Source organism: Mucilaginibacter sp. JRF, from assembly GCF_015223065.1.
Taxonomy (GTDB): Bacteria; Bacteroidota; Bacteroidia; order Sphingobacteriales; family Sphingobacteriaceae; genus Mucilaginibacter.
Genome location: NZ_JADFBY010000001.1, coordinates 138385 through 160158 on the forward strand (window position 1 = coordinate 138385; position 21774 = coordinate 160158).

At 44.3% G+C, this 21774-nt stretch carries 19 protein-coding genes; 8 read left to right on the forward strand and 11 right to left on the reverse strand.

Annotated elements, in window-relative coordinates:
- Positions 1-38: 38 nt before the first annotated feature.
- The gene (locus tag IM792_RS00600) at positions 39-968 is read right to left on the reverse strand and encodes a 1-phosphofructokinase family hexose kinase (protein ID WP_194099741.1); all 930 of its coding nucleotides are present in this window, start codon (positions 966-968) and stop codon (positions 39-41) included.
- Between the two features lie 146 nt (positions 969-1114).
- Here IM792_RS00600 and IM792_RS00605 point away from each other — a divergent pair, with 146 nt between their 5' ends.
- Genes IM792_RS00605 through IM792_RS00615 form a run of 3 tightly spaced genes read left to right on the forward strand, consistent with a single transcriptional unit; the run spans position 1115 to position 2571 of the window.
- The gene (locus tag IM792_RS00605) at positions 1115-1951 is read left to right on the forward strand and encodes a sulfite exporter TauE/SafE family protein (protein ID WP_194099742.1); all 837 of its coding nucleotides are present in this window, start codon (positions 1115-1117) and stop codon (positions 1949-1951) included.
- Between the two features lie 5 nt (positions 1952-1956).
- Entirely contained in the window at positions 1957-2316 is a 360-nt protein-coding gene (locus IM792_RS00610; RefSeq protein ID WP_194099743.1) for a DUF1634 domain-containing protein, read from the forward strand.
- A gap of 39 nt (positions 2317-2355) precedes the next feature.
- Positions 2356-2571 (forward strand): KTSC domain-containing protein, encoded by a 216-nt coding sequence (locus IM792_RS00615; protein WP_194099744.1) that lies wholly within the window; start codon positions 2356-2358, stop codon positions 2569-2571.
- On the opposite strand, the gene IM792_RS00620 is transcribed toward IM792_RS00615, so the two are convergent.
- On the reverse strand, positions 2568-4964 hold the full coding sequence (locus IM792_RS00620) for an outer membrane beta-barrel family protein (RefSeq protein WP_194099745.1): 2397 nt from the start codon (positions 4962-4964) through the stop codon (positions 2568-2570). The two genes, IM792_RS00615 and IM792_RS00620, sit on opposite strands and share 4 nt — an antisense overlap.
- 231 nt (positions 4965-5195) lie before the next feature.
- Between IM792_RS00620 and IM792_RS00625 the strand changes: the two genes are divergently transcribed.
- The gene (locus IM792_RS00625; RefSeq protein WP_194099746.1) at positions 5196-6500 is read left to right on the forward strand and encodes an alpha/beta fold hydrolase; all 1305 of its coding nucleotides are present in this window, start codon (positions 5196-5198) and stop codon (positions 6498-6500) included.
- Between the two features lie 697 nt (positions 6501-7197).
- Here IM792_RS00625 and rseP read toward each other — a convergent pair.
- From rseP to IM792_RS00655, 6 genes are all read right to left on the reverse strand, one after another.
- On the reverse strand, positions 7198-8526 hold the full coding sequence (rseP, locus tag IM792_RS00630) for an RIP metalloprotease RseP (RefSeq protein WP_194099747.1): 1329 nt from the start codon (positions 8524-8526) through the stop codon (positions 7198-7200).
- Between the two features lie 3 nt (positions 8527-8529).
- Positions 8530-9738, reverse strand: a complete 1209-nt coding sequence (locus IM792_RS00635; RefSeq protein ID WP_194099748.1) for a 1-deoxy-D-xylulose-5-phosphate reductoisomerase — start codon at positions 9736-9738, stop codon at positions 8530-8532.
- A gap of 34 nt (positions 9739-9772) precedes the next feature.
- A complete protein-coding gene (locus IM792_RS00640; RefSeq protein ID WP_194099749.1) occupies positions 9773-11272 on the reverse strand; it encodes a GH3 auxin-responsive promoter family protein in 1500 nt (499 codons plus the stop codon).
- 3 nt (positions 11273-11275) lie between these two features.
- Positions 11276-12055: a hypothetical protein gene (locus IM792_RS00645; protein ID WP_194099750.1), complete on the reverse strand. Its 780-nt coding sequence runs from the start codon at positions 12053-12055 to the stop codon at positions 11276-11278.
- Positions 12056-12064: 9 nt separating this feature from the next.
- The gene (locus IM792_RS00650; RefSeq protein WP_194099751.1) at positions 12065-13036 is read right to left on the reverse strand and encodes a glycosyltransferase; all 972 of its coding nucleotides are present in this window, start codon (positions 13034-13036) and stop codon (positions 12065-12067) included.
- A 189-nt stretch (positions 13037-13225) separates the two neighbouring features.
- A complete protein-coding gene (locus IM792_RS00655) occupies positions 13226-14176 on the reverse strand; it encodes a glycosyltransferase family 2 protein (RefSeq protein WP_194099752.1) in 951 nt (316 codons plus the stop codon).
- A 104-nt stretch (positions 14177-14280) separates the two neighbouring features.
- Between IM792_RS00655 and IM792_RS00660 the strand changes: the two genes are divergently transcribed.
- Positions 14281-15318 carry an energy transducer TonB gene (locus IM792_RS00660; protein ID WP_194099753.1) on the forward strand — a complete coding sequence of 346 codons (1038 nt, stop codon included), beginning with the start codon at positions 14281-14283 and terminating at the stop codon, positions 15316-15318.
- A 47-nt stretch (positions 15319-15365) separates the two neighbouring features.
- Here IM792_RS00660 and IM792_RS00665 read toward each other — a convergent pair whose 3' ends face one another.
- Positions 15366-16868, reverse strand: a complete 1503-nt coding sequence (locus IM792_RS00665) for a malate:quinone oxidoreductase (protein WP_194099754.1) — start codon at positions 16866-16868, stop codon at positions 15366-15368.
- 528 nt (positions 16869-17396) lie between these two features.
- Between IM792_RS00665 and IM792_RS00670 the strand changes: the two genes are divergently transcribed.
- The gene (locus IM792_RS00670) at positions 17397-18404 is read left to right on the forward strand and encodes a glutamine synthetase beta-grasp domain-containing protein (RefSeq protein WP_194099755.1); all 1008 of its coding nucleotides are present in this window, start codon (positions 17397-17399) and stop codon (positions 18402-18404) included.
- 450 nt (positions 18405-18854) lie between these two features.
- On the opposite strand, the gene IM792_RS00675 is transcribed toward IM792_RS00670, so the two are convergent.
- Complete coding sequence (locus IM792_RS00675; RefSeq protein ID WP_194099756.1) at positions 18855-19418, reverse strand: hypothetical protein; 564 nt, start codon at positions 19416-19418, stop codon at positions 18855-18857.
- A gap of 227 nt (positions 19419-19645) precedes the next feature.
- Between IM792_RS00675 and IM792_RS00680 the strand changes: the two genes are divergently transcribed.
- A complete protein-coding gene (locus IM792_RS00680; protein WP_255521424.1) occupies positions 19646-19939 on the forward strand; it encodes a DUF5655 domain-containing protein in 294 nt (97 codons plus the stop codon).
- Here IM792_RS00680 and IM792_RS00685 read toward each other — a convergent pair.
- Entirely contained in the window at positions 19915-20328 is a 414-nt protein-coding gene (locus tag IM792_RS00685; RefSeq protein WP_194099758.1) for a gamma-glutamylcyclotransferase family protein, read from the reverse strand. The genes IM792_RS00680 and IM792_RS00685 overlap by 25 nt on opposite strands.
- Positions 20329-20405: 77 nt before the next feature.
- Between IM792_RS00685 and IM792_RS00690 the strand changes: the two genes are divergently transcribed.
- On the forward strand, positions 20406-21764 hold the full coding sequence (locus tag IM792_RS00690; protein WP_194099759.1) for a glutamine synthetase family protein: 1359 nt from the start codon (positions 20406-20408) through the stop codon (positions 21762-21764).
- Positions 21765-21774 lie beyond the last annotated feature (10 nt).

Genomic DNA, 21774 nt, shown 5'->3' on the forward strand with positions numbered 1-21774 from the left:
TATCGGTCGAAATGACAGTTTTTTATAAATCAGGGATTCTACTTCGTTAACCAATCATACAAACGGTCAACATCAGCCTTCTTAAATAATTCGGTGCCATGATTCATGGTGGCGGCGCTGCCGCAGGCTATGCCCATGCGTACCATATGGCCCAGGTCGTAGTTGTTTACGCAGCCGTAAACCATACCGGCTACCATGCTGTCGCCCGCGCCTACGGTGCTGCGTTTTTTTACGGATGGGGCGTTCACAAATTCAGCCCTGTCTTTAGTTACCGCATATGCGCCCTGCGGACTTAATGATACCACGATGATACCACACTGGCCTTTATTTACGATCACACGGGCAGCTTCCTCTAACGATTCATTGTCCTCCACATCCATACCCGTAAGCTTACGCAGTTCGCTTTGGTTGGGTTTAAGCAGGTAGATGCCTTCCTCAATGGCTTGTTCAAGCGCTTCGCCCGATGTATCAACTACTAAACGGGCATCTTCCTGATGGGCAATGCGGGCTATCTGTGCTAAAAAATCGGTACTCACACCTTGCGGGATGCTGCCGCTGGCCACAATATAGCTGGCTTGTGATGCCATTTGCTTAACTACTTTTAGTATTTTCTCCTCCTCGCCGGGTATCAGCGCCGGTGCCGGCATACCAAAACGGAATTGCTCGTTTGAGCCACGATTAACTACGATAAAGTTTTCGCGGGTTGGGTTGTGGGTTTCAATGGGGTGTTGTTCAATTTGCTCCTGATGCAGTAATTCCTGCAAAAGTTTGCCGCTAAGGCCGCCTGATGTAAATACGGCGGTCGAGCTTAATCCTAAGCGCTTTAAGGCGCGCGATACGTTGATGCCGCCGCCGCCCGGTTCAAATTTTGGTTCGTTACAGTCCAGTTTGTGCTCGGCAACTATGGTATCAACCGATGTACTTTTGTCTATGGTGGGGCTTAAAGTAAGCGTTAATATATGTTTCATAACAGGGGTATTGTTATATTATCAAATTCGGGCGCAAAGATACGCATCATTTAACTGCATAAATGTTGCAACTGCTTTTTTAATGGTATTCTAACATTCATCTTGCTTCAAAAACTGTACTTTTACGGCTCGCGAGGATAGTGCTTATGACCGTATTAACGTTTACCCTGATCTTACTTGCCGGTGCTTATGCCGCCGGATTATTAGGCTCACTTACCGGCCTTGGCGGCGGGTTTGTGGTCATACCGCTACTCACGCTTGCCCTGGGGGTTGATATTCATTACGCAATAGGCGCCTCATTGGTTTCAGCTATCGCTACCTCATCCGGCTCGGCGGCGGCCTATGTTAAGGAGGGCATCACCAACATGCGGCTGGGTATATTTTTGGAGATAGCCACTACCATTGGCGCATTTACGGGCGCGGTGCTGGCAGCCTTTATACCGGCGCATTTTATAGCCATACTTTTTGGTACCGTGTTGATATTCTCGGCCATTATATCTCTAAAAAAGAAATCGAACGAGGTAAACCTCAAAAAAAGTTACCTGGCCGATAAGCTAAAACTCGACGGACATTACCCCGAAGCCGGCGGTTTTATAGCCTACCGGGTTATAAATGTTGCCGGTGGTTTTTGTATGATGATTGTGGCCGGTATCATATCGGGCATATTGGGTATAGGCTCGGGCGCGCTTAAAGTGGTAGCTATGGATGGGGTGATGCGCATACCGTTTAAGGTATCAACTACCACCAGTAACTTTATGATTGGTGTAACCGCTGCCGCCAGTGCCGTGGTTTACCTGCAACGCGGGTACATTGATCCGGGTATTTGTATGCCGGTGGTTATCGGCGTGGTGCTGGGTGCCCTTAGCGGATCAAGAATTTTAGTACGCACTGCATCGGCAGCATGGTTAAAATACCTGTTTGCGGGTATAATATTGGTGCTGGCCATACAGATGATCTATAACGGAATTTTAGGGAGGGTTTAATTAACATGAGGATACAGGTAATAATAGGTCAGCTACTGCGCATAGGCGTATTTACATCAATAGGCATCGCCTTTTTAGGAGGCATTATATACCTCACCCGCCACGGGCACGAGGTGGTTGATTACGCCACCTTTAAGGGCATCCCCGATTATGTAAAACCATCCAACATATTTACCAGTGTGTTTGAGTTGCGCGGCAGGGCCATTATCCAGGTGGGTATTATGCTGCTGATAGCTACGCCGGTTGTGCGCCTCATATTTTCGGCCATTGGCTTTGCTGCCGAAAAGGATTACCGCTACGCTGCCATTACCGTGCTGGTGCTGGGCATTATACTTTTCAGCATGCTTACCGGCAAGGCTGGCTAATTAACATGGTACATATTTTGATGGTTTACAGGATAGTGTATGAAACGCGTCCACGTACAATCATCAGCCCTTGAAAGCATTGGTTACGATGCCGACAGCCAAACCCTCGAACTCGAGTTCAGGGAGAATGGCGACGTATGGCAATACTTCAACTTCAAGCCATCCGCGTTCAAAAAATTTATTAAGGCTGATTCTTTAGGGCGATTTTTTGTTAACAAGATAAAAGGAAAATTCCCGGAGCAGCGGCAGCCTTAATTATCATTAGTACTGCCACCCATACGCGATACCTCATCGCCCGAACCACCTGTACGTTTACGGGCCGCCTTTAACGAGTTATTACCAAAGCGATAGCTAAAGGTTACGGTAACAAAACGTGTTCCCGGCTTTTCACGACCGCGCATATTCAGGTTCAAAAAGCGGGTATCATACCTGTCTATCTGGGTATTGAAAATATCGCTCATGGCCAGCCTTATAGTACCCTGATCGCGCATGATAACGTGGCTCAAACCCGCGCTAAAGTAGTATTGCTCGCGGTAATTTTTTATACCGAAGTAAGTCGGCGTTTCGTAATTGGCATTCACCTCGGCCTTAAATTTCTCGGTAATGCTGAACGCCTGGTTCATCTGTATCAAAAAATCGTAAGCATGCTTGTTTACCGCGCCTGCATCCTTGTAAAAATAGCGGCTATGGCTTAGCTCAATGTAATTATTGATCTGCCACCAGGGGGTAATATCAAACGGGGTGGTTATTTCTAACCCGTACACATGCCGGTTGGCCACATTGCTTTTGGTGGTGGTATACACACCTGTCGCGTTGTTCTGCTCGTAAATAGTAGTATAAAAATCGTTAGTAACGCTAAAGCTCAGGGCTGCCTTGAATTTGATGAGGTAGGTATCAGCCAGTTCAAAATAATTAACGTACTGCGGCTTCAAAAAAGGATTACCTGTGCTGAAGGCGTACGGATCAATATAGGCCACAAAAGGGTTCAGATCCTGGTAATTTGGCCTGGCTATACGCCTATTATACGATAGCGTGAACTGATGCTCATCGCCAACACCGCGTATCAGCTGTATACTCGGGAACAGGTTAAAATACGATGTATCGGCACGCCTGTTCGGGTTAAATGATGTACGGTCGGCATGTGTTTGCTCGGCACGTAAACCTGCCGAAACATCGGTTGATCCTATTTTGGTGTTGTAGTTAATGTACCCGGCCTCTATGCGCTCCTTATAAACAAAATGATCGGTAAGGTTGGGTACCAGCTGATAACTACCATCAACCTGCTCATTAAAGTCGATACGGTTATCGCTGTTTACTTTGCTCAGCTTGATACCCGCTTCAACACTGCTTTCTTTTGATAATACCCGCGTATAGTCAATCTTACCCGAATAAACATTTATATCTGCCGGAGAAGTTACCTGGAAAAACAAAGGATCGCGTACCTGTGTTCCTGCCGGATTGAAAAAATCGTTACGCAGATTTTCGTCAGACCGTCGGTCATAATCCGAATAATCCAGATCGGCCGACAGTACATGCTGGTCGTCGCTACCGAAAGTGCCCTTATAATTCAGGTTATAGTTGAGGTTATAAATATTCCTGTCGATGCCCGAGTTAGTGGTAATCACCGAATCGGGAACGCCGTTGTAGGCAATATTGGTGGTGTTGCGCTTATCAATATCGGCAGGTGTGGCATAGCCATGCACTATAAAGCCAATGTTTTGTTTAGGCGATACAGTCCAATCGGCACCGGTATTAAACGTATAGTTTTTAAGGCGGGTAGTGCCCTTGTAACGCATCTTATAGTCGGATGTGTTTTGGCCAATGGTTATCAAACGGTCAACATCCCAAAAACGGGGCACCTCGCTGGCGGTGAATACATAGCTGCCAAACAGGTTAACCTTTTTAGCGCGATAGTTCAGGTTAACGGTTGAGGTGAACCTGTAATTCTCTCCCACGGAAGCGGCTTGTACCACGCCTATACGCCAGCCCAGGTCGCGGTTCTTTTTTAGTACAATGTTGATCAAACCACCACCCGCGGCATCATACTTGGCCGATGGATTAGCGATAAGCTCGACCGAGCTTACCATGCTGCTGTTATAGCTTTTAAGCAGCTCGGCCAATTGCTCGCCGGTGAGTTGGGTAACCTTGCCATTAATAGCAATCAACGCCTTTTGGCCTCCTTTATACAACACCTCCTCGCCCGATACCTTTATGCCCGGCGCGTTGCGCAGCACATCAAGCATATTATTACCTGCCGATACAATGCTTTTTTCAACATTGATAACGGTTTTATCGGGCCGTACTTCAATAAAATTCTTTTTGGCGGTAACCTTAACTTCCTTAAGCTGATAGTTTAGCGGAACCAGTTTAACATCAGGCGTCTTGATCTTGCCTGTGCCATCGGCCACAACATATTGCAGGGTGTAAAAGCGGTTATAACCCACCTTGTTTATGGCGATAAAGTATTTGCCGGGCTTAATATCTCTAAATTCAAAAAAGCCGTTAACATCGCTAATGGTGGTGGCTATAAGTGTAGAGTCGGGGTGGCGGAGCAGCCTTACCGTGGCAGCATCTGCCGGCTGCATAGATTCTTCTGACAATACCTTACCCTCAATACTTTTCTGACTTGTTTGCGCAAACGCTGCCATACAGGCAAACGCAAGCAACACAACAAAAAAGCACCGGGTCAGTAAGTTCATCAATATAATAAGGGGTAAACCTTGCAGTAGCCATCAAATATTTAAAAAACTATGATGGTATCACAATAATAAGCTTTTTTACGCTAATGCCCTAAATATGTTGTTACGATTAAGGGTACAACCGCCACGATTTTTTGATTAGATTTGTTAATTATCCTATTATAAAAACTAACGTTTAGAATGACCGCTTTTAAAACGCTTGTTACCGCAGTAATACTTACCCTAACTACCATTAACCTGTTTGCCCAGGCCGAGCCTGAAGCCAACAAGAAAGCCGTACAATACTTTATTAAACAATACAATACCGGCCACCCCGATAGCGTATACACCCGCTTTAGCACCGAAATGAAGGCTGCACTGCCGGCCGATCAGTTTCGTACCACTACCATACAGCTTAAAAACCAGCTGGGTATGTTAAAGAATGCTGATTTTTTGAAGCTGGAAGGCAATGTATCTGTTTACAAAGCCAACTTTGAAAAAGCAACCTTTACCCTCAACGTAGCCGTTAACGCACAAAACCAATACATAGGTTTACTATTACGCCCTTATGAGGCAACCCCGGGCGAGGCCGCAGCAAGCACAGCAGCCATTGACGCATCGCTTACGGAAACTCCTTATACACTCAAAACATTTTCGGGCAATATATCAGGCTCGTTGGTAAAGCCTAAAGGCGAGGGCAAGGTGCCATTAGTGTTGATTATTGCAGGTTCAGGCCCTACCGACCGTAACGGCAATAGCGCCAAGCTTGGCCTTAATACGAATGCCTACATGCAGCTGGCCAATGAGCTGGGCAAAAAAGGCATAGCTACTTTAAGATATGATAAACGTTTGATCGGCCAGTCGACAAGCACTACTAAGGAGTCGGAATTGAAGTTTGAGGATATGGTGGAGGATGCCGTTGGTTTGATAAACGACGTGAACGACAAAGGTGAGTTCTCAAAAATAATTGTATTGGGCCATAGTGAGGGATCATTAGTAGGGATGCTTGCTTCTGCCGAAGCTCCGGTAAAGGGTTTTATATCCGTAGCCGGCGCGGGCGACCCTGCCGAGAAGATACTTTCGGAACAAATGAAAACCCAGCCAAAGTATATTGCCGATGGTTTTAAACGCGTGCTCGACAGCCTGAAGCGTGGTAAAACAACACCCGATGTGGATGCCTCGCTATACTTTATAGCCCGCCCAAGCATACAAGGCTACATCATGTCGTGGTGCAGGTATGACCCTCAGCGCGAGATCAAGAAACTGAAAATGCCGGTGCTGATACTGCAAGGCACAACCGACCTGCAAGTGCCCACCGCCCAGGCCGAAAAGCTAAAGAAAGGCAAATCGGACGCGCAACTAACCATCATCCCCGAGATGAACCATGTACTAAAAGCCGCCCCTGCCGATACCAAGCAAAACATGGCCACCTACAATGCCCCCGAACTGCCCCTGAAACCCGAACTGGTTACCGGGATAGTTGATTTTGTGGGGAAGGTGAAGTAGGAGCTTTTATAAATTAATACTTGTCATCTCGAACGGTAGTGAGAGATCTGTCTGCGTTCAATAAACAAGCGACAGATTTCTCCTCGTACAACCCCTCCTAAATCCTCCCCAAGGGGAGGACTTTAATAATTAAGTTCTTAAAAAGCGCGTAGGCCTGGCAGAAAACCGGGCCAGGGAGTATGGCCTGTGGGTTGAAGGTTTTTTCTGCCTTGATGTTTGGTTACTTTGCATCTAAGGTAAAGTAACTGGGCCCTGCGCCCAAGAGCAGACTGACGATAATTAAACCACAATCTCTCAACTAAAGCACTTTACTCAAATCGCTTCATTACCTGTCCTCAATTTCTTTTGAGCGATCAAAAGAAACAAAAGTCGCCGGCTACGCCCTGCCCGGTGAAAGTTTGTGCTTTGGCAGGGCTTGTGCTACTCCGGGCATTTCTGATGCCGGGAGGATAGATTATTTGCGGTTTGTGCGTTTGTGTTTTAAATTCTGTCATTCCGAACGAGGTACGAAGAGGAATCTGTACACGTTTATAGCAAATCGTACAGATTTCTCGCTATCGCTCGAAATGACAGGGGGGATATTTATGAGTATAATAATTACGCGACTTATTATATATAATCCAACAAAACCAGCACACAAACAAAAAGCGCTGATAGTTATCCTATCAGCGCTTTTTGTTTATTTTATAAACGGCCTTTACTTAGGCAGTATATGCTTGAAAATATCATTACCGAATGCGAACAGCATCAGCGATACCAGCATCACGAAGCCTACCAGTTGGGCGCGCTCCAGGAATTTATCACTTAGTGGTTTGCCTTTTATCATCTCGATAAGCAGGAACAGGGCATGGCCGCCATCCAGTGCCGGGATAGGTAGCAGGTTCATCAAGGCTAATACCATTGATAACAGACCTGTAAGGCTCCAAAAACGTGCCCACTCCCACTGGCCGCCGTACAGAGTAGCAATACCTATAGGGCTTGATACGGCTTTGGTAGCCTTTACTTTACCGGTAAATAACTTGCCTAAACCTTTAGCGTTATCCTTAAATGAAGTGATAGCTCTTTCGGCACCGATAGGTAAAGATGCGAATAAGCTATAGTTGATGGTTTTTTCAGGGATATCTAATTTATTCGCGAAGCCAATAGTGCCATCCTTACTTACATGCGGGTTAAGTGTAAGTGATTTACCTTCACGATCAACGGTAAGGGCAACCTGTCTGTTTTTGTGTTGTTTTAACTCCTTTTGAAGCTCGTCCAAAAAGGTAACAGGCTTGTTGTCAATAGCGGTAATTACATCGTTATGGGCAAGACCGGCTTTTTTAGCACCGCTGTTAGGAGCCAGGCTATCAACCAATATTTTGGTGCGCGGCATACGGCTGATAAACTGTTCGATACCCAGGTCAGATATATCATTCAAAATATCAGCAGGAATGGTAATGTCCAGTTTTTTGCCGTTGCGATCAATGTTCAGCGTTGCGTTGTCAATCAATACTTTTGAGCTGATGACGTCATCAAAGCGCTCAACGGTATTGCCGTTTATGGCGTATATCTTATCGCCTGCCCGTAAACCTATCTTTTCGCCGATGCTGCCGGGTACAATACCGTACTTGATCTCGCTGTTCGGGATATAGGTTTCGCCGTATTTCACGGTCAGCATCCAGAAGATGAATATACCTACTATGATGTTTACAATGATACCGCCAAGCATTACAATAAGGCGTTGCCAGGCCGGTTTCGAGCGAAACTCCCAAGGCTGTGGTTCACCTGCCATTTGCTCGGTATCCATTGATTCATCTATCATACCGGCAATTTTAACATAGCCGCCTAAAGGCAGCCAGCCAATGCCGTACTCAACACCTTTGTAAGTGAATTTGAACAGGCTGAAATTCCATGCATCAAAAAACAGGTAAAATTTTTCAACCTTGATACCAAAAGCGCGGGCGGCAATAAAGTGCCCAAACTCGTGTAAAATTACCAGGATCGAAAGACCAAGCAGTAACTGGCCTATCATTACTATTACGTCCATTTATTAGTTTGTGTCAAGTTGTAAAGCCTTTAACGGCAAAGTTTGTATTAAATTTTGTGCTAACAGGCGTGTCTGCTTGTCAGTTTCAAGGTAATGCTGCAAGGTAGGGGTTTCAATAAATTCCATCTTTTGCATGCAGGCCTCAATAATATCGCTCATGGCCAAAAAGCCGGTTTGGCGGTTTAAAAAGGCCGCTACGGCTACCTCGTTTGCCGCGTTAACTATGCAGGGCATATTACCGCCCGCTTGCAGTGCATCAAATACCAAACCAAGATTACGGAATGTCTTTATGTCAGGCTGCTCGAAGCTAAGCGAAGGGTAATCGGTAAAGCTAAAGCGTTTGTAATTATTGGCTATACGCTGCGGATAACCCAGGGCGTATTGTATAGGCAATTTCATATCAGGCAAGCCCATTTGTGCCTTTAGGGAGCCATCCTGAAATTGAACCATAGAGTGGATGATGGATTGCGGATGCACGATCACCTCAATTTGCGAGGGTTGCAGATCAAACAACCACCTGGCCTCAACCACCTCTAAACCTTTATTCATGAGCGAGGCCGAATCAATGGTGATCTTGGCGCCCATTACCCAGTTGGGGTGTTTGAGGGCATCCTCGCGGGTAACATTGGTCAAATAAGCGGCATCCCTGCCACGGAAAGGGCCACCTGATGCGGTTAGTATGATCTTCTCTATCGGGTTTTGCTCCTCGCCAACCAGGCATTGAAATATAGCCGAATGTTCAGAATCTACAGGTAATATCTTTACGCCGTGTTCTCGCGCCAGATCAGTGATCAATTCACCGGCTACTACCAGGGTTTCTTTGTTTGCTAACGCGATATCTTTACCGGCCTTAATGGCGGCAATAGTAGGCTCAAGCCCCGCGAAGCCCACCATGGCGGTAAGCACAATATTAATTTCGGGCAGGGTAACCAGCTCAGTAATGGCTTTGTGCCCGGCATGTACCTTTATTTCGGTTTTTGATAAGGCCTCCTTTACATAGCCAAACTTGCTTTCATCGCAAATAGCTACGTGTACGGGGTAAAATTCCAGCGCTTGCTGTATCAGCAGGTCGGCATTGCTATTAGCCGTTAGCAGCACTACCTGGAACCGGTCGGGATTTTCGGTAACCACCTCCAGCGCCTGCGTGCCTATGCTGCCCGTTGAGCCTAAAATGGCTATGTTTTTTATTTGAGCTATATTATCAAACATCATCTGTCGCTGTGCGGCATAACATCCGCGGCAGCGTTTAATTTATGTACTGTTTCAATTCGTCCGCTATCTTCCTGTCGTTTGCCAGGCGCGGAAGCTTATTTTGGCCACCCAGTTTCCCTTGCGACCGCATATAATTTATAAAAGTATCCTTTTTTACACTATTGACTATCAAAGGCTGTAAAATGTTACCCTCTATCAGGTCAAAATAGTAAATATTTTTCTTTTGTAGTGCCTTATCCACCTTCAATGCAAAAGCCTTTAAGTCGGCAGGCTCTTTGCCAAACTCTACAAACCACTCATGGTAGGGTAGTTGTCCGGCATCGGGCGTAACCTGCGGTGCTACGGTAAACTCCACAACGTCAAGCCCTTCCTCTTTAGCTACGCTCATTAGCGCATGCTCTACTTCTTCACCTATAACGTGTTCGCCAAAGGCTGATATGTAGTGTTTTATGCGCCCGCTTACTATAATTTTATACGGATCTTTCGATATGAATTTCACCGTATCGCCAATACTGTAACCCCAAAGGCCGGCGTTGGTATTGAGTATCAGGGCGTAGTTTTTATCCAGTTCCACATCCGCTAAGCTAAGGCGGGTAGGGTTCTCGTTAAAATACTCATCCGCGGGAATGAACTCGTAGAACATACCCAGATCAACCTGTAGTAGCAAACCCCGTTCCTTTTGCGAATCCTGAAAAGCGATAAAGCCTTCTGATGCCGGGTAGGTTTCAATGGTATCAATCGCGAAGCCAATACTTTCTTCCATACGGCTGCGGTAAGGCTCATAATTTACACCGCCGTATACATACAGCCTAAAATTCGGGAATATATCCTTTATTTTTTTGCCGCCATGTTTGGCCGATAGCCTGTCAAAGTACATTTGGCACCAGGGCGGTATGCCCGATATCAGGCGCATATCTGCCTGGCTGGTTTCCTCAACAATGGCATCTACCTTTTGCTCCCAATCGTCAATACAATTTACGGTGTAGCTTGGCAGCCGGTTTTTTTGCAGGTAGCCCGGCACATGGTGCGCCACAATGCCCGACAGGCGACCAACCGGTACGCCATTTTTTTCGGCCAGCTCGGGGCTGCCTTGTAAAAATATCATTTTACCATCCACAAATTCGGCACGCCCGGTTTCGTGAATATAGCTTAGCAAGGCATTACGGGCAGCCTTGATATGCCCCGGCATGCTCTCTTTTGATAGCGGAATGTATTTAACCCCCGATGTAGTACCCGATGTTTTGGTAAGATACAGCGGTTTGCCCGGCCAGGTTACGTTGGCTTCGCCGGCTACAATACGTTCAATGTAGGTGCGTAGTTCCTCATAATCGCGCACGGGTACGTGGCGCTTAAAATCGGCATAGGTACGTATCTGGTCAAAGTTGTGCGCCTTGCCAAAGTCGGTATCCTTAGCCTGTGCTATCAGCTGTAAAAAGGTTTTATGTTGCAGGGGCACCGCGTTTTTGCGCTGCTTATTTAGCTGGCGGTTAACGTAGGCGGCAAATATTTTACTCAGAGAGGCTTTTAAACCCATAGTTTAGTCGGTTTCGGCAACGCTGTCGTCAACATCCATGTGGCTGTAAACCAGTTTGCGGTAGGTTACCATAATAATTACCTGTACCGCCGGAAATGCAATGGCAAACCAGGCGTAGTACCCTATTAAAAACAAATAATCATCTTCATTTTCGGGTTGTAAAAAGGTGATGATAGCATTAATAGGGATAAGGGTAAGGATCATTATAGCGAAAATGCTGAAAACGATACCCAATGTTTTCAAGAAATTATCTTTAGTTATTTCGAAGCTTTGCTTTAGTGATTCAATAGGCTTTGAATCATCATCAACTATAAAGCATACACACAAAACAGAACGTAATAAAAGATACAGCAGGCCTAACACAGCTATAACTGTAAATATCTCAGAATACAGCTTATCCTGGCGTTCAAGTACAAGGTTTATAAAAACCAAAATACATACCAGTATGCCGAACAATATGCAAATGGCTATGAAGTTTACAGCCATGCGTAATGATGGTACTATATCTTTAAACTCAAACTCATAATACTCCCTGTCCATAAGGGTTAAAATAAGTTTGTAAAAGCTGAGTGTTAGATAGGTTTGTATAATGCCCTGCAAAAAAAACTGTATCAGCCCGCTAACAATTTCTTCGGCACCGGCAAAAAACACAAACATGATCACATCAACTATTTTATAGATGATGAGCGAGAGAACAGAATATATGACCAGCGGTATGAAGTTCTTTCTCAGTATAGCCCATGAAGATTTTAATGTTTCTATAATAGAAAACGGATGGTACATATACAGATGCTAAGCGTTTTTCATGATAACTCGTTTCCAAAAATCCTGCATAAAACCGAAGCCATAGGCCACCAGCTGAATGAGGGATGTTATTATGCTCAAAAATGCGATTTTTAGAGATTTATTTTTAGTTAACGAATCAAAAAATATTAACAATATATAAACACCTAACAAAATATTGCACAGCGATGCTACACGCCATTGCAGCAAATTGACTATCAGCGTAAAGCCTAAACCAAGCGTAAACACCGCCGGGAAGAAGTGTACCGCCTTTAATTGCTGCGGAAAGAATTTATAGATATTGATGCGCGCCCTGCCAAAAAAGTGCAGCTGCTTGTAAAACTGTTTAAAGTTGGTACGGCGCTTATGGTAAACAATGGCATCAGGTATCAGGCCGATCTTGAAACCAGCCGTATGCACGCGGATACTGTACTCAATATCCTCACCCAAACGGGTTATGATAAAGCCGCCCACCTTTTCCCACACCTTGCGCGATAGCCCCATGTTAAAGCTGCGCGGATGAAACTGCCCGCCCATATTTTTTTTGTTGCCACGGATGCCCCCGGTGGTAAAAGGCGAGGTCATGGAATAGCTGATGGCCTTTTGGATAGGGGTGAAGGATGAATGCGCCGCATCCGGTCCGCCAAACATATCCAGCCAGTTATTGCTAAGTGCATTGTTTACCGTTTCCAGATAATTGGCAGGTATCAGGCAATCCGAATCGAATATAATGAAGTAATCGCCCTTGGCACGTTCAAATCCGAAGTTACGGGTAAAACCCTGGCCCTCGTTGGGTTTTACATAATAGGTAAGGTCGAGCTTATCATTAAAGCTTGCCACAATATCCGCAGCATCATCTTTTGAACCATCCTCTATCACCATTACATCAAACTGCTTGTAGGTTTGCAGGGTAAGCGTTTCCAGCAATTCTTTTATTTCCTGCGGGCGATTGTATAATGGGATTATAATGGTATAGTGCATGCTTGTTTTATGTGCAGATGTGCGGGTGTGCAAATGTGCAGATGAGTTTGATTAAATTGTTTGTAACCTTAATTGATAGTATTCCCTAATATTTTTCATTCCTGTATCTGGATTTTTTTGATCTGCACATTTGCAAATTCGCACATCTGCACATCTGCATATCAAAAAAATATCTGCACATCAAAAAAATCACACCGTTTCCTCAACCTGGTAATTATTTCTGTCGGTTGAATTGCGCGAAACCAGTTCGGCAACAAAGCCGGTTAAAAACAGTTGCGAACCTAAAATAATGGCAACCAGTGCTATATAAAACAGCGGATTATCAGTTGTATCACGATAATGCTCGTTACGGGCAATGTGGTAAAGCTTTTCAAAAATTATCCACAAAGCCATCACCAAACCTGTAAAAAAGCTTAATACACCCATGCTGCCAAAAAAGTGCATCGGTCGCTTGCCAAACTTGCCTACAAAGAATATCGATAACAGATCCAGAAACCCGTTAATGAACCTGCTAAGCCCGAATTTTGTTTTGCCGTATTTGCGGGCGCGGTGTTCAACTATTTGTTCGCCAATTTTGGTAAAGCCTGCCCATTTGGCCAATACAGGTATGTAGCGGTGCATTTCGCCGTATACCTCAATGTTTTTTACTACGGCTTTGCGGTATGCTTTAAGGCCACAATTAAAATCGTGCAGATTATGTATGCCCGACATGCTGCGGGTAGCCGAATTGAACAGCTTGGTTGGTATGGTTTTGCTAAGCGGATCGTAACGCTTGGCTTTCCAGCCCGATATCAGATCGTAATGTTCCTCAACAATGCGGCGGTAAAGCTCAGGTATCTCGTCAGGACTATCCTGAAGGTCGGCATCCATCGTAATTACAACGTTGCCCTGCGCGGCCTCAAAGCCCACATTCAACGCGGCCGATTTACCATAGTTGCGCCTGAACTTAACACCCCTTAAATTCGGATTGCTACGTTTAAGGCGGCATATCATCTCCCACGATCCATCCTTACTGCCATCATCAACCAGTATTACCTCGTAGCTGAATTTATGCTCGTCCATCACACGGGCTATCCACGAGGTAAGCTCCGGTAACGATTCAACTTCATCATATAAAGGTACTACTACTGATATATCCATTTAAATAAGCCAATATTTACAGGCGTTGCAAAAATATAAAAAAACGTTAACGGTTTTTATTAACCAAAGTTTGATGTATTTGCTTTGTAGTTTATATTTGCATCATGCTTAAACCACTTGTCACTTTACTATTATCAATAATTATGGCCATATCGGTGGCCGCGCAAAACACACCACCTAAAACGGATACGCTTATTTATTATTTTAGAGCCGGAAATGAAATGGTTAACACCATGGATAGTGCCGAATACATACGGTTGGTTTATCCGGATGCTGAGCAACCTCAGTTATTTGTAATACGGGAGATGTATAAAAATGGCAAACCCAAACTATCTGCAAAAGCACTGGATAAAGAGCTAAAGCCAAGATTTGATGGTAATTACATTGAATTTTACGATAACGGCAAGCGTAAGTGTCAAATGTTTTTTGTGAAAGGGCAACTTAAAGGAAAGGCATATACTTATTTCCAGGAAGGCAGGTTATATGCCGTGGTTGATAATTATTTCGATGATGCTAACAGACCCGCCCAAAAGTTGGAGGAATGTTATGATGCCGATGGAAAACAGATATGCCAAAAAGGCGATGGCTTGTGGATAGAATATGATGGTGATCTTAAAACCATCGATATATCGGGCAATGTGAATAACGGGCATAAAATTGGTGAGTGGAACGGGTATTTGCAAGATTCGCTAAAGTACGTCGAAACCTATTCGGGCGGAATAATGAAAACGTGGCAGATTTTTGATAAGCAAGACAATAAGGTGGAATACACTGAAGTGCCGCTTGCTGATTCATCAACATATAGAGGAGCTGGTTATGCCGGTGGAAGCAGGGCTTTATATAAATTCTTAGCCGAACAAATACGCTATCCCCGTGCTGCCATACAAACACGTACGTCGGGTACGGTGTTTGTTAATTTTACCATATCAGCAAACGGAGAGTTAAGTAATTTCAGAATTGTTAAGGGTATTAAAAACGGATGTAATGATGAGGCCGTACGCGTGGTTAAGCTTTCATCGCCATGGATACCAGCATACAGGAACGGTAAAGCTATAGCCTCAACATTTACTATGCCTATCGCTTTTAATATAGGCAGAACTATGCAGCCTGTTGACTTTAGCAAAGGTAAAAGCGACAAATAAAAAGAGCGCTGTGAAATCCACAGCGCTCTTTTTAGTTGTTTGTAATTTTACAATATCCCCAATACACTACCCGTACGCTCACGGGTAGCATCGGCCAATTGTTCGTTGTTTGATAGTGATTGCCCGTACGATGGTATCATTTGCTTAAGCTTGGCCTGCCATGCGGCTGATTTGGCTTTGTCTTTAAAGCAACGCTCTATCAACTGTATCATGATAGGCACTGATGTTGACGCGCCCGGCGATGCACCCAGCAAAGCCGATATGCTGCCATCAGCTGAGGTAACTACCTCGGTGCCAAATTCAAGCTTGCCGCCCAGTTTATCATCCTTTTTGATGATCTGTACGCGCTGACCGGCAACATCCAGTTTCCAATCGCTTTGTTTGGCTTGCGGATAATAATCCTGCAAGGCTTTAAGGCGATCGGTAGGGGATTGCATTACCTGGCTGATCAGGTATTTGGTAAGCGCCATTTCGTGCATACCTACTGATAGCAATGGTTTTATATTATGCAGCTTGATTGACTTGAACAGATCAAGCAGTGAGCCTTTCTTTAAAAAACGGGTTGAAAAACCGGCATACGGACCGAACAACAACTCGCGCTTGCCATTTACCATACGGGTATCCAAATGCGGTACCGACATTGGCGGCGAACCTACCGATGCCTTGCCGTAAACCTTAGCGTTATGCTGCGCTACTATGGCCGGATTGGTACATACCAACCACTGCCCGCTCACCGGGAAACCGCCAAAGCCCTTGCTCTCCGGTATGCCCGATTTTTGCAGCAGGGGTAAAGCGCCGCCACCTGCTCCCACAAATACAAATTTAGCTTCGAGCTTGCGTGTTTTGCCGGTGTTGTTATCAGTAACTTTTAGTTGCCAGTTGTTATTGCTTTTGCTGCGTTTTATATCATCAACCTCGTGGTTAAGGCTAAGGTTAACGCCGGGCTGTGCTTTGAGTTTATCTAATAACGAACGGGTTAACGCGCCAAAGTTAACGTCGGTGCCAATGTCCATGTAAGTAGCTGATACCTTTTCGTCAGCCTGGCGGCCATCCATAGTCAGCGGAATCCACTGTTTTATTTTTTGGGCATCTTCTGAGTAAAGCATATCCTTAAAAAAGTGATGCTTTATCAATGCTTGCTGTCTTTTTTTAAGATACTCCACATTGTCATCGCCCCAAACAAAGCTCATGTGCGGTACTTTGCTTATAAATTCCTTTGGTGATGATATATAGCCGGTTTCAACCAGGTGCGCCCAAAACTCCTTGCTAACCTCAAACTGATCGGCAATTTGTATGGCCTTTTTTATCTCGATAGAGCCATCCGGCTTTTGCGGGGTATAGTTAAGCTCGCAAAATGCGGAGTGACCGGTGCCTGCATTGTTCATCGCGTCCGAACTTTCGGCGGCTATAACATCAAGGCGTTCAAAAATTTCGATGGTAAGGTCGGGCTGGAGTTCTTTAAGCATTACCCCTAAAGTAGCGCTCATAATACCCGCGCCTATCAAAACAACATCGGCATAGCTGCCTGCAACACTGTTAGTATTGTTCATTCTATCTGCAAAAGCCCTTTTGTTAAATAACCGGGCACCAAAAATATTAACTGATTAAAACCTAAACGGTTTTTGATTTAAAAAATGCGGCTAAACGTTTTTATCGGATCATTTTAGCCTGTGAGCATTTTTAAATCATGGCAATTTTAATAAAAAAATACAACAAACGATTGCATTCTGTTAAAACGTAACCATACGTTTACACACATTTTTATAATTATATGATATTTTGATTGGATTAACGCCTATACACAATCCTGAATTTTAGGTGCGCGTTTTTCACAACTATGGAAAAATATAGATGGCTAATTATTTTGCAGTTTAGCTAATGTGTGAACTTTGTAAGTTAAATTGTAACTATTTGTTATTTTAAGTTGCATTTATACGTTATTCTCAAGAAAAAGTTAAAATTTTTATTATATTATTATGAATTCTACAAAAATAAATTAAATTCGCCTCAATAATTGATTGTGATTTACACCAAACTGTATTACACCCCAACAATTTTAAAAAAGAAATAATAAAACAATGGCAAAACTTGAGTACATCTGGCTTGACGGCTACAAACCAACACAAAGCCTGCGCAGCAAAACAAAAATTGAAAAAGATTTTAGCGGTAAATTAGAGGATCTTCCTAACTGGAGCTTTGATGGTTCGTCAACAGAGCAGGCACCAGGCGGCTCGTCAGATTGTATCTTAAAACCGGTTTTCGTTATTCCTGATCCGCAACGTAAAGACGGTTACTTGGTTATGTGTGAAGTGTTAGACTCAAAAGGTGAGCCGCATGAATCAAACGGCCGTGCTCATATCGAGGATGATGACAACGATTTCTGGTTCGGTTTTGAGCAGGAATATTTCCTGTGGGACCCGGCTACCAACAAACCGCTTGGTTTCCCGGCTGGTGGTTACCCAGGTCCGCAAGGCCCTTACTACTGTTCAGTAGGCGCTAACAACGCTTTCGGTCGCGAAATTGTTGAGGAACACTTAGACGTATGTTTAGAGGCTGGCTTAAACGTTGAAGGTATCAACGCCGAGGTTGCTGCCGGTCAGTGGGAATTCCAGATCTTCGCTAAAGGCGCTAAAGAAGCTGGTGACCAAATCTGGGTCGCTCGTTACCTGTTAGAGAGAATTGGCGAGAAATACGGAGTATCAATTAACTGGCATTGTAAACCGCTTGGTCAGCTTGACTGGAACGGTTCAGGTATGCACGCTAACTTCTCAAACACTTTATTACGTACTGCTAACAGCAAAGAGAAATTTGAGGCAGTTTGCGAAGCCTTCCGTCCGGCTGTTGCAGAGTGTATCGCAGTTTACGGTGCCGATAACGATCAGCGCTTAACCGGTAAACACGAAACCGCTTCAATTCACGATTTTAGCTACGGTGTATCTGACCGTGGTGCTTCAATCCGTATCCCGCTTTACGCAGTTGATCACAACTGGAGTGGTTATTTGGAAGATCGTCGTCCTAACTCAGCTGCCGATCCATACAAGGTAGCAGCAGTTATCATCAAAACTGTAAAATCAGCTAAGATCTAATCTGTAGCCTTTTTATAAAATTTGATCCCCCGGTTTGAAAAGATCGGGGGATTTTTTTTTACCCCTCCTAATCATCTCCGAAGAAGGGAGAGCTTTTCTTATCGCTTTTTAAATTTTGTCATTTCGCTCGAGGTACGAGAGAGAAATCTGTCGACTGATTATAAACGCGTGTAGATTTCTCGCTGGCTAAGGAATATGATTAGGAAGTAATAGTTTGCGAAACCCCTCCCTAACCCTCCCGTGGGGGAGGGAATTAATATAGCCCCAAATGCAAAAGTACAAACCGTAAACAACCTATCCAACCGGCATCAGAAATGCCCGGAGTAGCACAAGCCCTGCTAAAGCATAACCATTCACCGGGCAGGGCGTAGCCGGCGATTTTTGTTTCTTTTGATCGTTCAAAAGAAATTGAGGACAGGTAATGAACTATTCAAATAGACATCATCCAACCTAATTAACAATAGAATAAGTCATGATATCGGTGCCTTTAACGCCGAAGATCCACCTTTTAATGTATTCGAGTGTTAGGTGGGTATTCATGTTATTGGCGCGTGAGTAAGCAAGATAATCGCCGCCTTCAATTTTTCTGTCAATTACATACATGTGCCACATGCCACCGCCAGAGGGTAGCGAAACGATTACCTTTCTGCCCGCTTTTAGTTCATTGTCAATAGTGGAGAAAAGCTTGTTGAAAGGAAAACTATCGCCCCTTGGCATATCAAACTGACGCTTGAATTTTAACCCTCTTATGGTTTTGCCGTCAAAGTTGCTAAAGGTGCCGTCCAGTTTGTTTTGCCATTGTTTTTGTAGATCATAAAAGTCTGGAGAAACTTTGTTGTGGTATTTCAGTACAAGTTCTATCGACATGGGGATGCAGGAGTTATCAAAAATTTGCCTGTGCTGAGCTACCACATCATGAAATGGTTTGGTACTTGGTCTTTTCTGCGCAAGAGTCGAAAAGCTGATTATTAATAATAGAAAGGTGGTTGCAAATTTAGATGCTGAGAATTTCATTGTGATGGGTGTAACGGTGAATTTTTGGTTAAGATAAAACGATTTTGTAAAGGATAAGAAAGTTTATTTGAAATTCTGTACAGGTATATATTTATCATTAGTATTTATTACCAAGCGCTAAGTTATCAGTATGTAAATAATATCTTTATAATATGCAGACGGATGATCAACTTAACAATTTTCTTGCAGGCAAGTCGGAGTATACACTTGGCTTATTCCATCACTTCATGGCAAAGTTTAATGAAGTTGGGGTTGTTGAATTGCATCCTGCCAAAACCATGATCGGTATCAGCAACGGGCAAAAGCGCGTAGCATGGGTAACGCAATTAGGTAAGAATTTTATCCATGTGGTATTTCCGTTTAAGCAACCTTATCAAGATAACTTATGCTTCCAGAAAATTGCCCGGGTACCCGGCGATGAACAATATAATCATCACTTCAGGATGTATAATGCCGATGACGTTAATGATGAACTGTTGAATTTTATGATGCTGGCTTACAATGGGGAGCGGTCTGCATAGTTCAAATAATCTCCTCCATCAATAACCTTCAAACCATTAACGGGCCAGTTATAAATATATACCCAACAGGTGATCATTCCCGTATCAGTTTCAACAGGTAGCGACAAGCGCAGATACTCATGCGGTTGCGAATCGTTAGGGGAGATGCCTTCGTACTCATCCAATATGGGTAGTACTTCATCGGGCTTATCAATGGTATAAATGCTGCCGTAAATGTAGTTGCCTAAATCATCGGTAATTGCTCCCGGATATTCGCCTATATCATACAAAGTGCCTTTAATGCGGCCTTTGTTCAGTAGCGTGCAATGGCTTTGCAGGTACGCGCCAAACTGGTTATGCTTTATAAGCAGGGTGCCGTAAACAAAAAGCAAGCTTGGGTTGTCAGTCATTTAACCCCAATTTATTGGTTAATAACCGGCTTTGCAAAAACTTTACTAATTTCACTTTTGGCTATACCTTTGCACCCATGAATAAAGACCAGTTACTCGCCTACATAAAAGATAATAACGTTACCAAAATAAAGTTCGCCTTTGCCGATATTGACGGTGCCCTGCGCGGAAAAACAATCAATGTGCAAAAGTTTTTGGATGGTTTGCAGGATGGCTATGGCTTTTGCGATGTGGTTTTTGGCTGGGATATTAATGATGCCGCTTACGATAATGTAAAGGTTACCGGTTGGCACAGCGGCTATCCTGATAAGGATTGCCGTATAGACCTGACAAACAAACGTAACATCCCCTGGCAGGATAATATTCCTTTCTTTTTGGCCGATTTTAGTAAGGCTGATGGTAACGATCTGGAAGCATGCCCGCGCAGTTTACTCAAGCGCATTGTTAAGCAATGTACCGAAATGGGTTTCCATGCCGAGTTTGCGCAGGAGTTTGAGTGGTTCAACTTTTTAGAAACACCGCACAGCCTGGAGCAAAAGGGTTTTACCAACATGCAGCCTTTAACACCGGGCATGTTTGGTTATTCTATTTTGCGCACATCGCAACAAAATGCTTTTTATACCGATCTGTTCGATCTGCTAACGCAGTTTGATATACCGATAGAGGGTTTGCATACCGAAACAGGGCCGGGTGTTTACGAGGCTGCCATAGTGCACGATGAAACCCTTGCCGCTGCCGATAAAGCCGTGTTGTTTAAAACCGCGGTAAAAGAGATAGCCTCAAGGCATGGTATAACCGCCACCTTTATGGCAAAATGGAATGCCGATTTGCCGGGATGCAGCGGGCACATACATCAAAGTTTGTGGGATAAAGACAAGAAAGGCAACCTGTTTTACGATGCTGCCGACGAGCATAACATGAGCGATCTGCTTAAGCATTACCTTGCCGGGCAGTTGTATTGTTTCCCGCATTTGCTGCCTATGTACGCGCCAACCATTAACAGCTACAAACGACTGGTTGAAGGGGCATGGGCCCCAACAACCATTACCTGGGGCTTTGATAACCGCACAACAGCTATCCGTATATTGAATGATAGTGAGAAGTATACCCGCCTGGAAACCCGTATCCCGGGGTCAGACACTAATCCGTACCTGGCTATTGCGGCATCGCTGGCTTCGGGCTTGTATGGTATCAAAAACAAATTGGAGTTGACTATCCCGGCAACCGAGGGTAACGGCTACCAGGATTTGCGTAATGGCAGGCTGCACAGTAATTTGTATGATGCGTCAATCGCCATGCAAAATTCAGCGGTAGCTAAGGAGCTGTTTGGCGAAGGCTTTGTTGATCATTTTACCAATACCCGTATATGGGAGCATCGCCAATATGCCAAAGCCGTGAGCGACTGGGAGCTGAAACGCTACTTTGAAGCTATATGATTTTGAATTT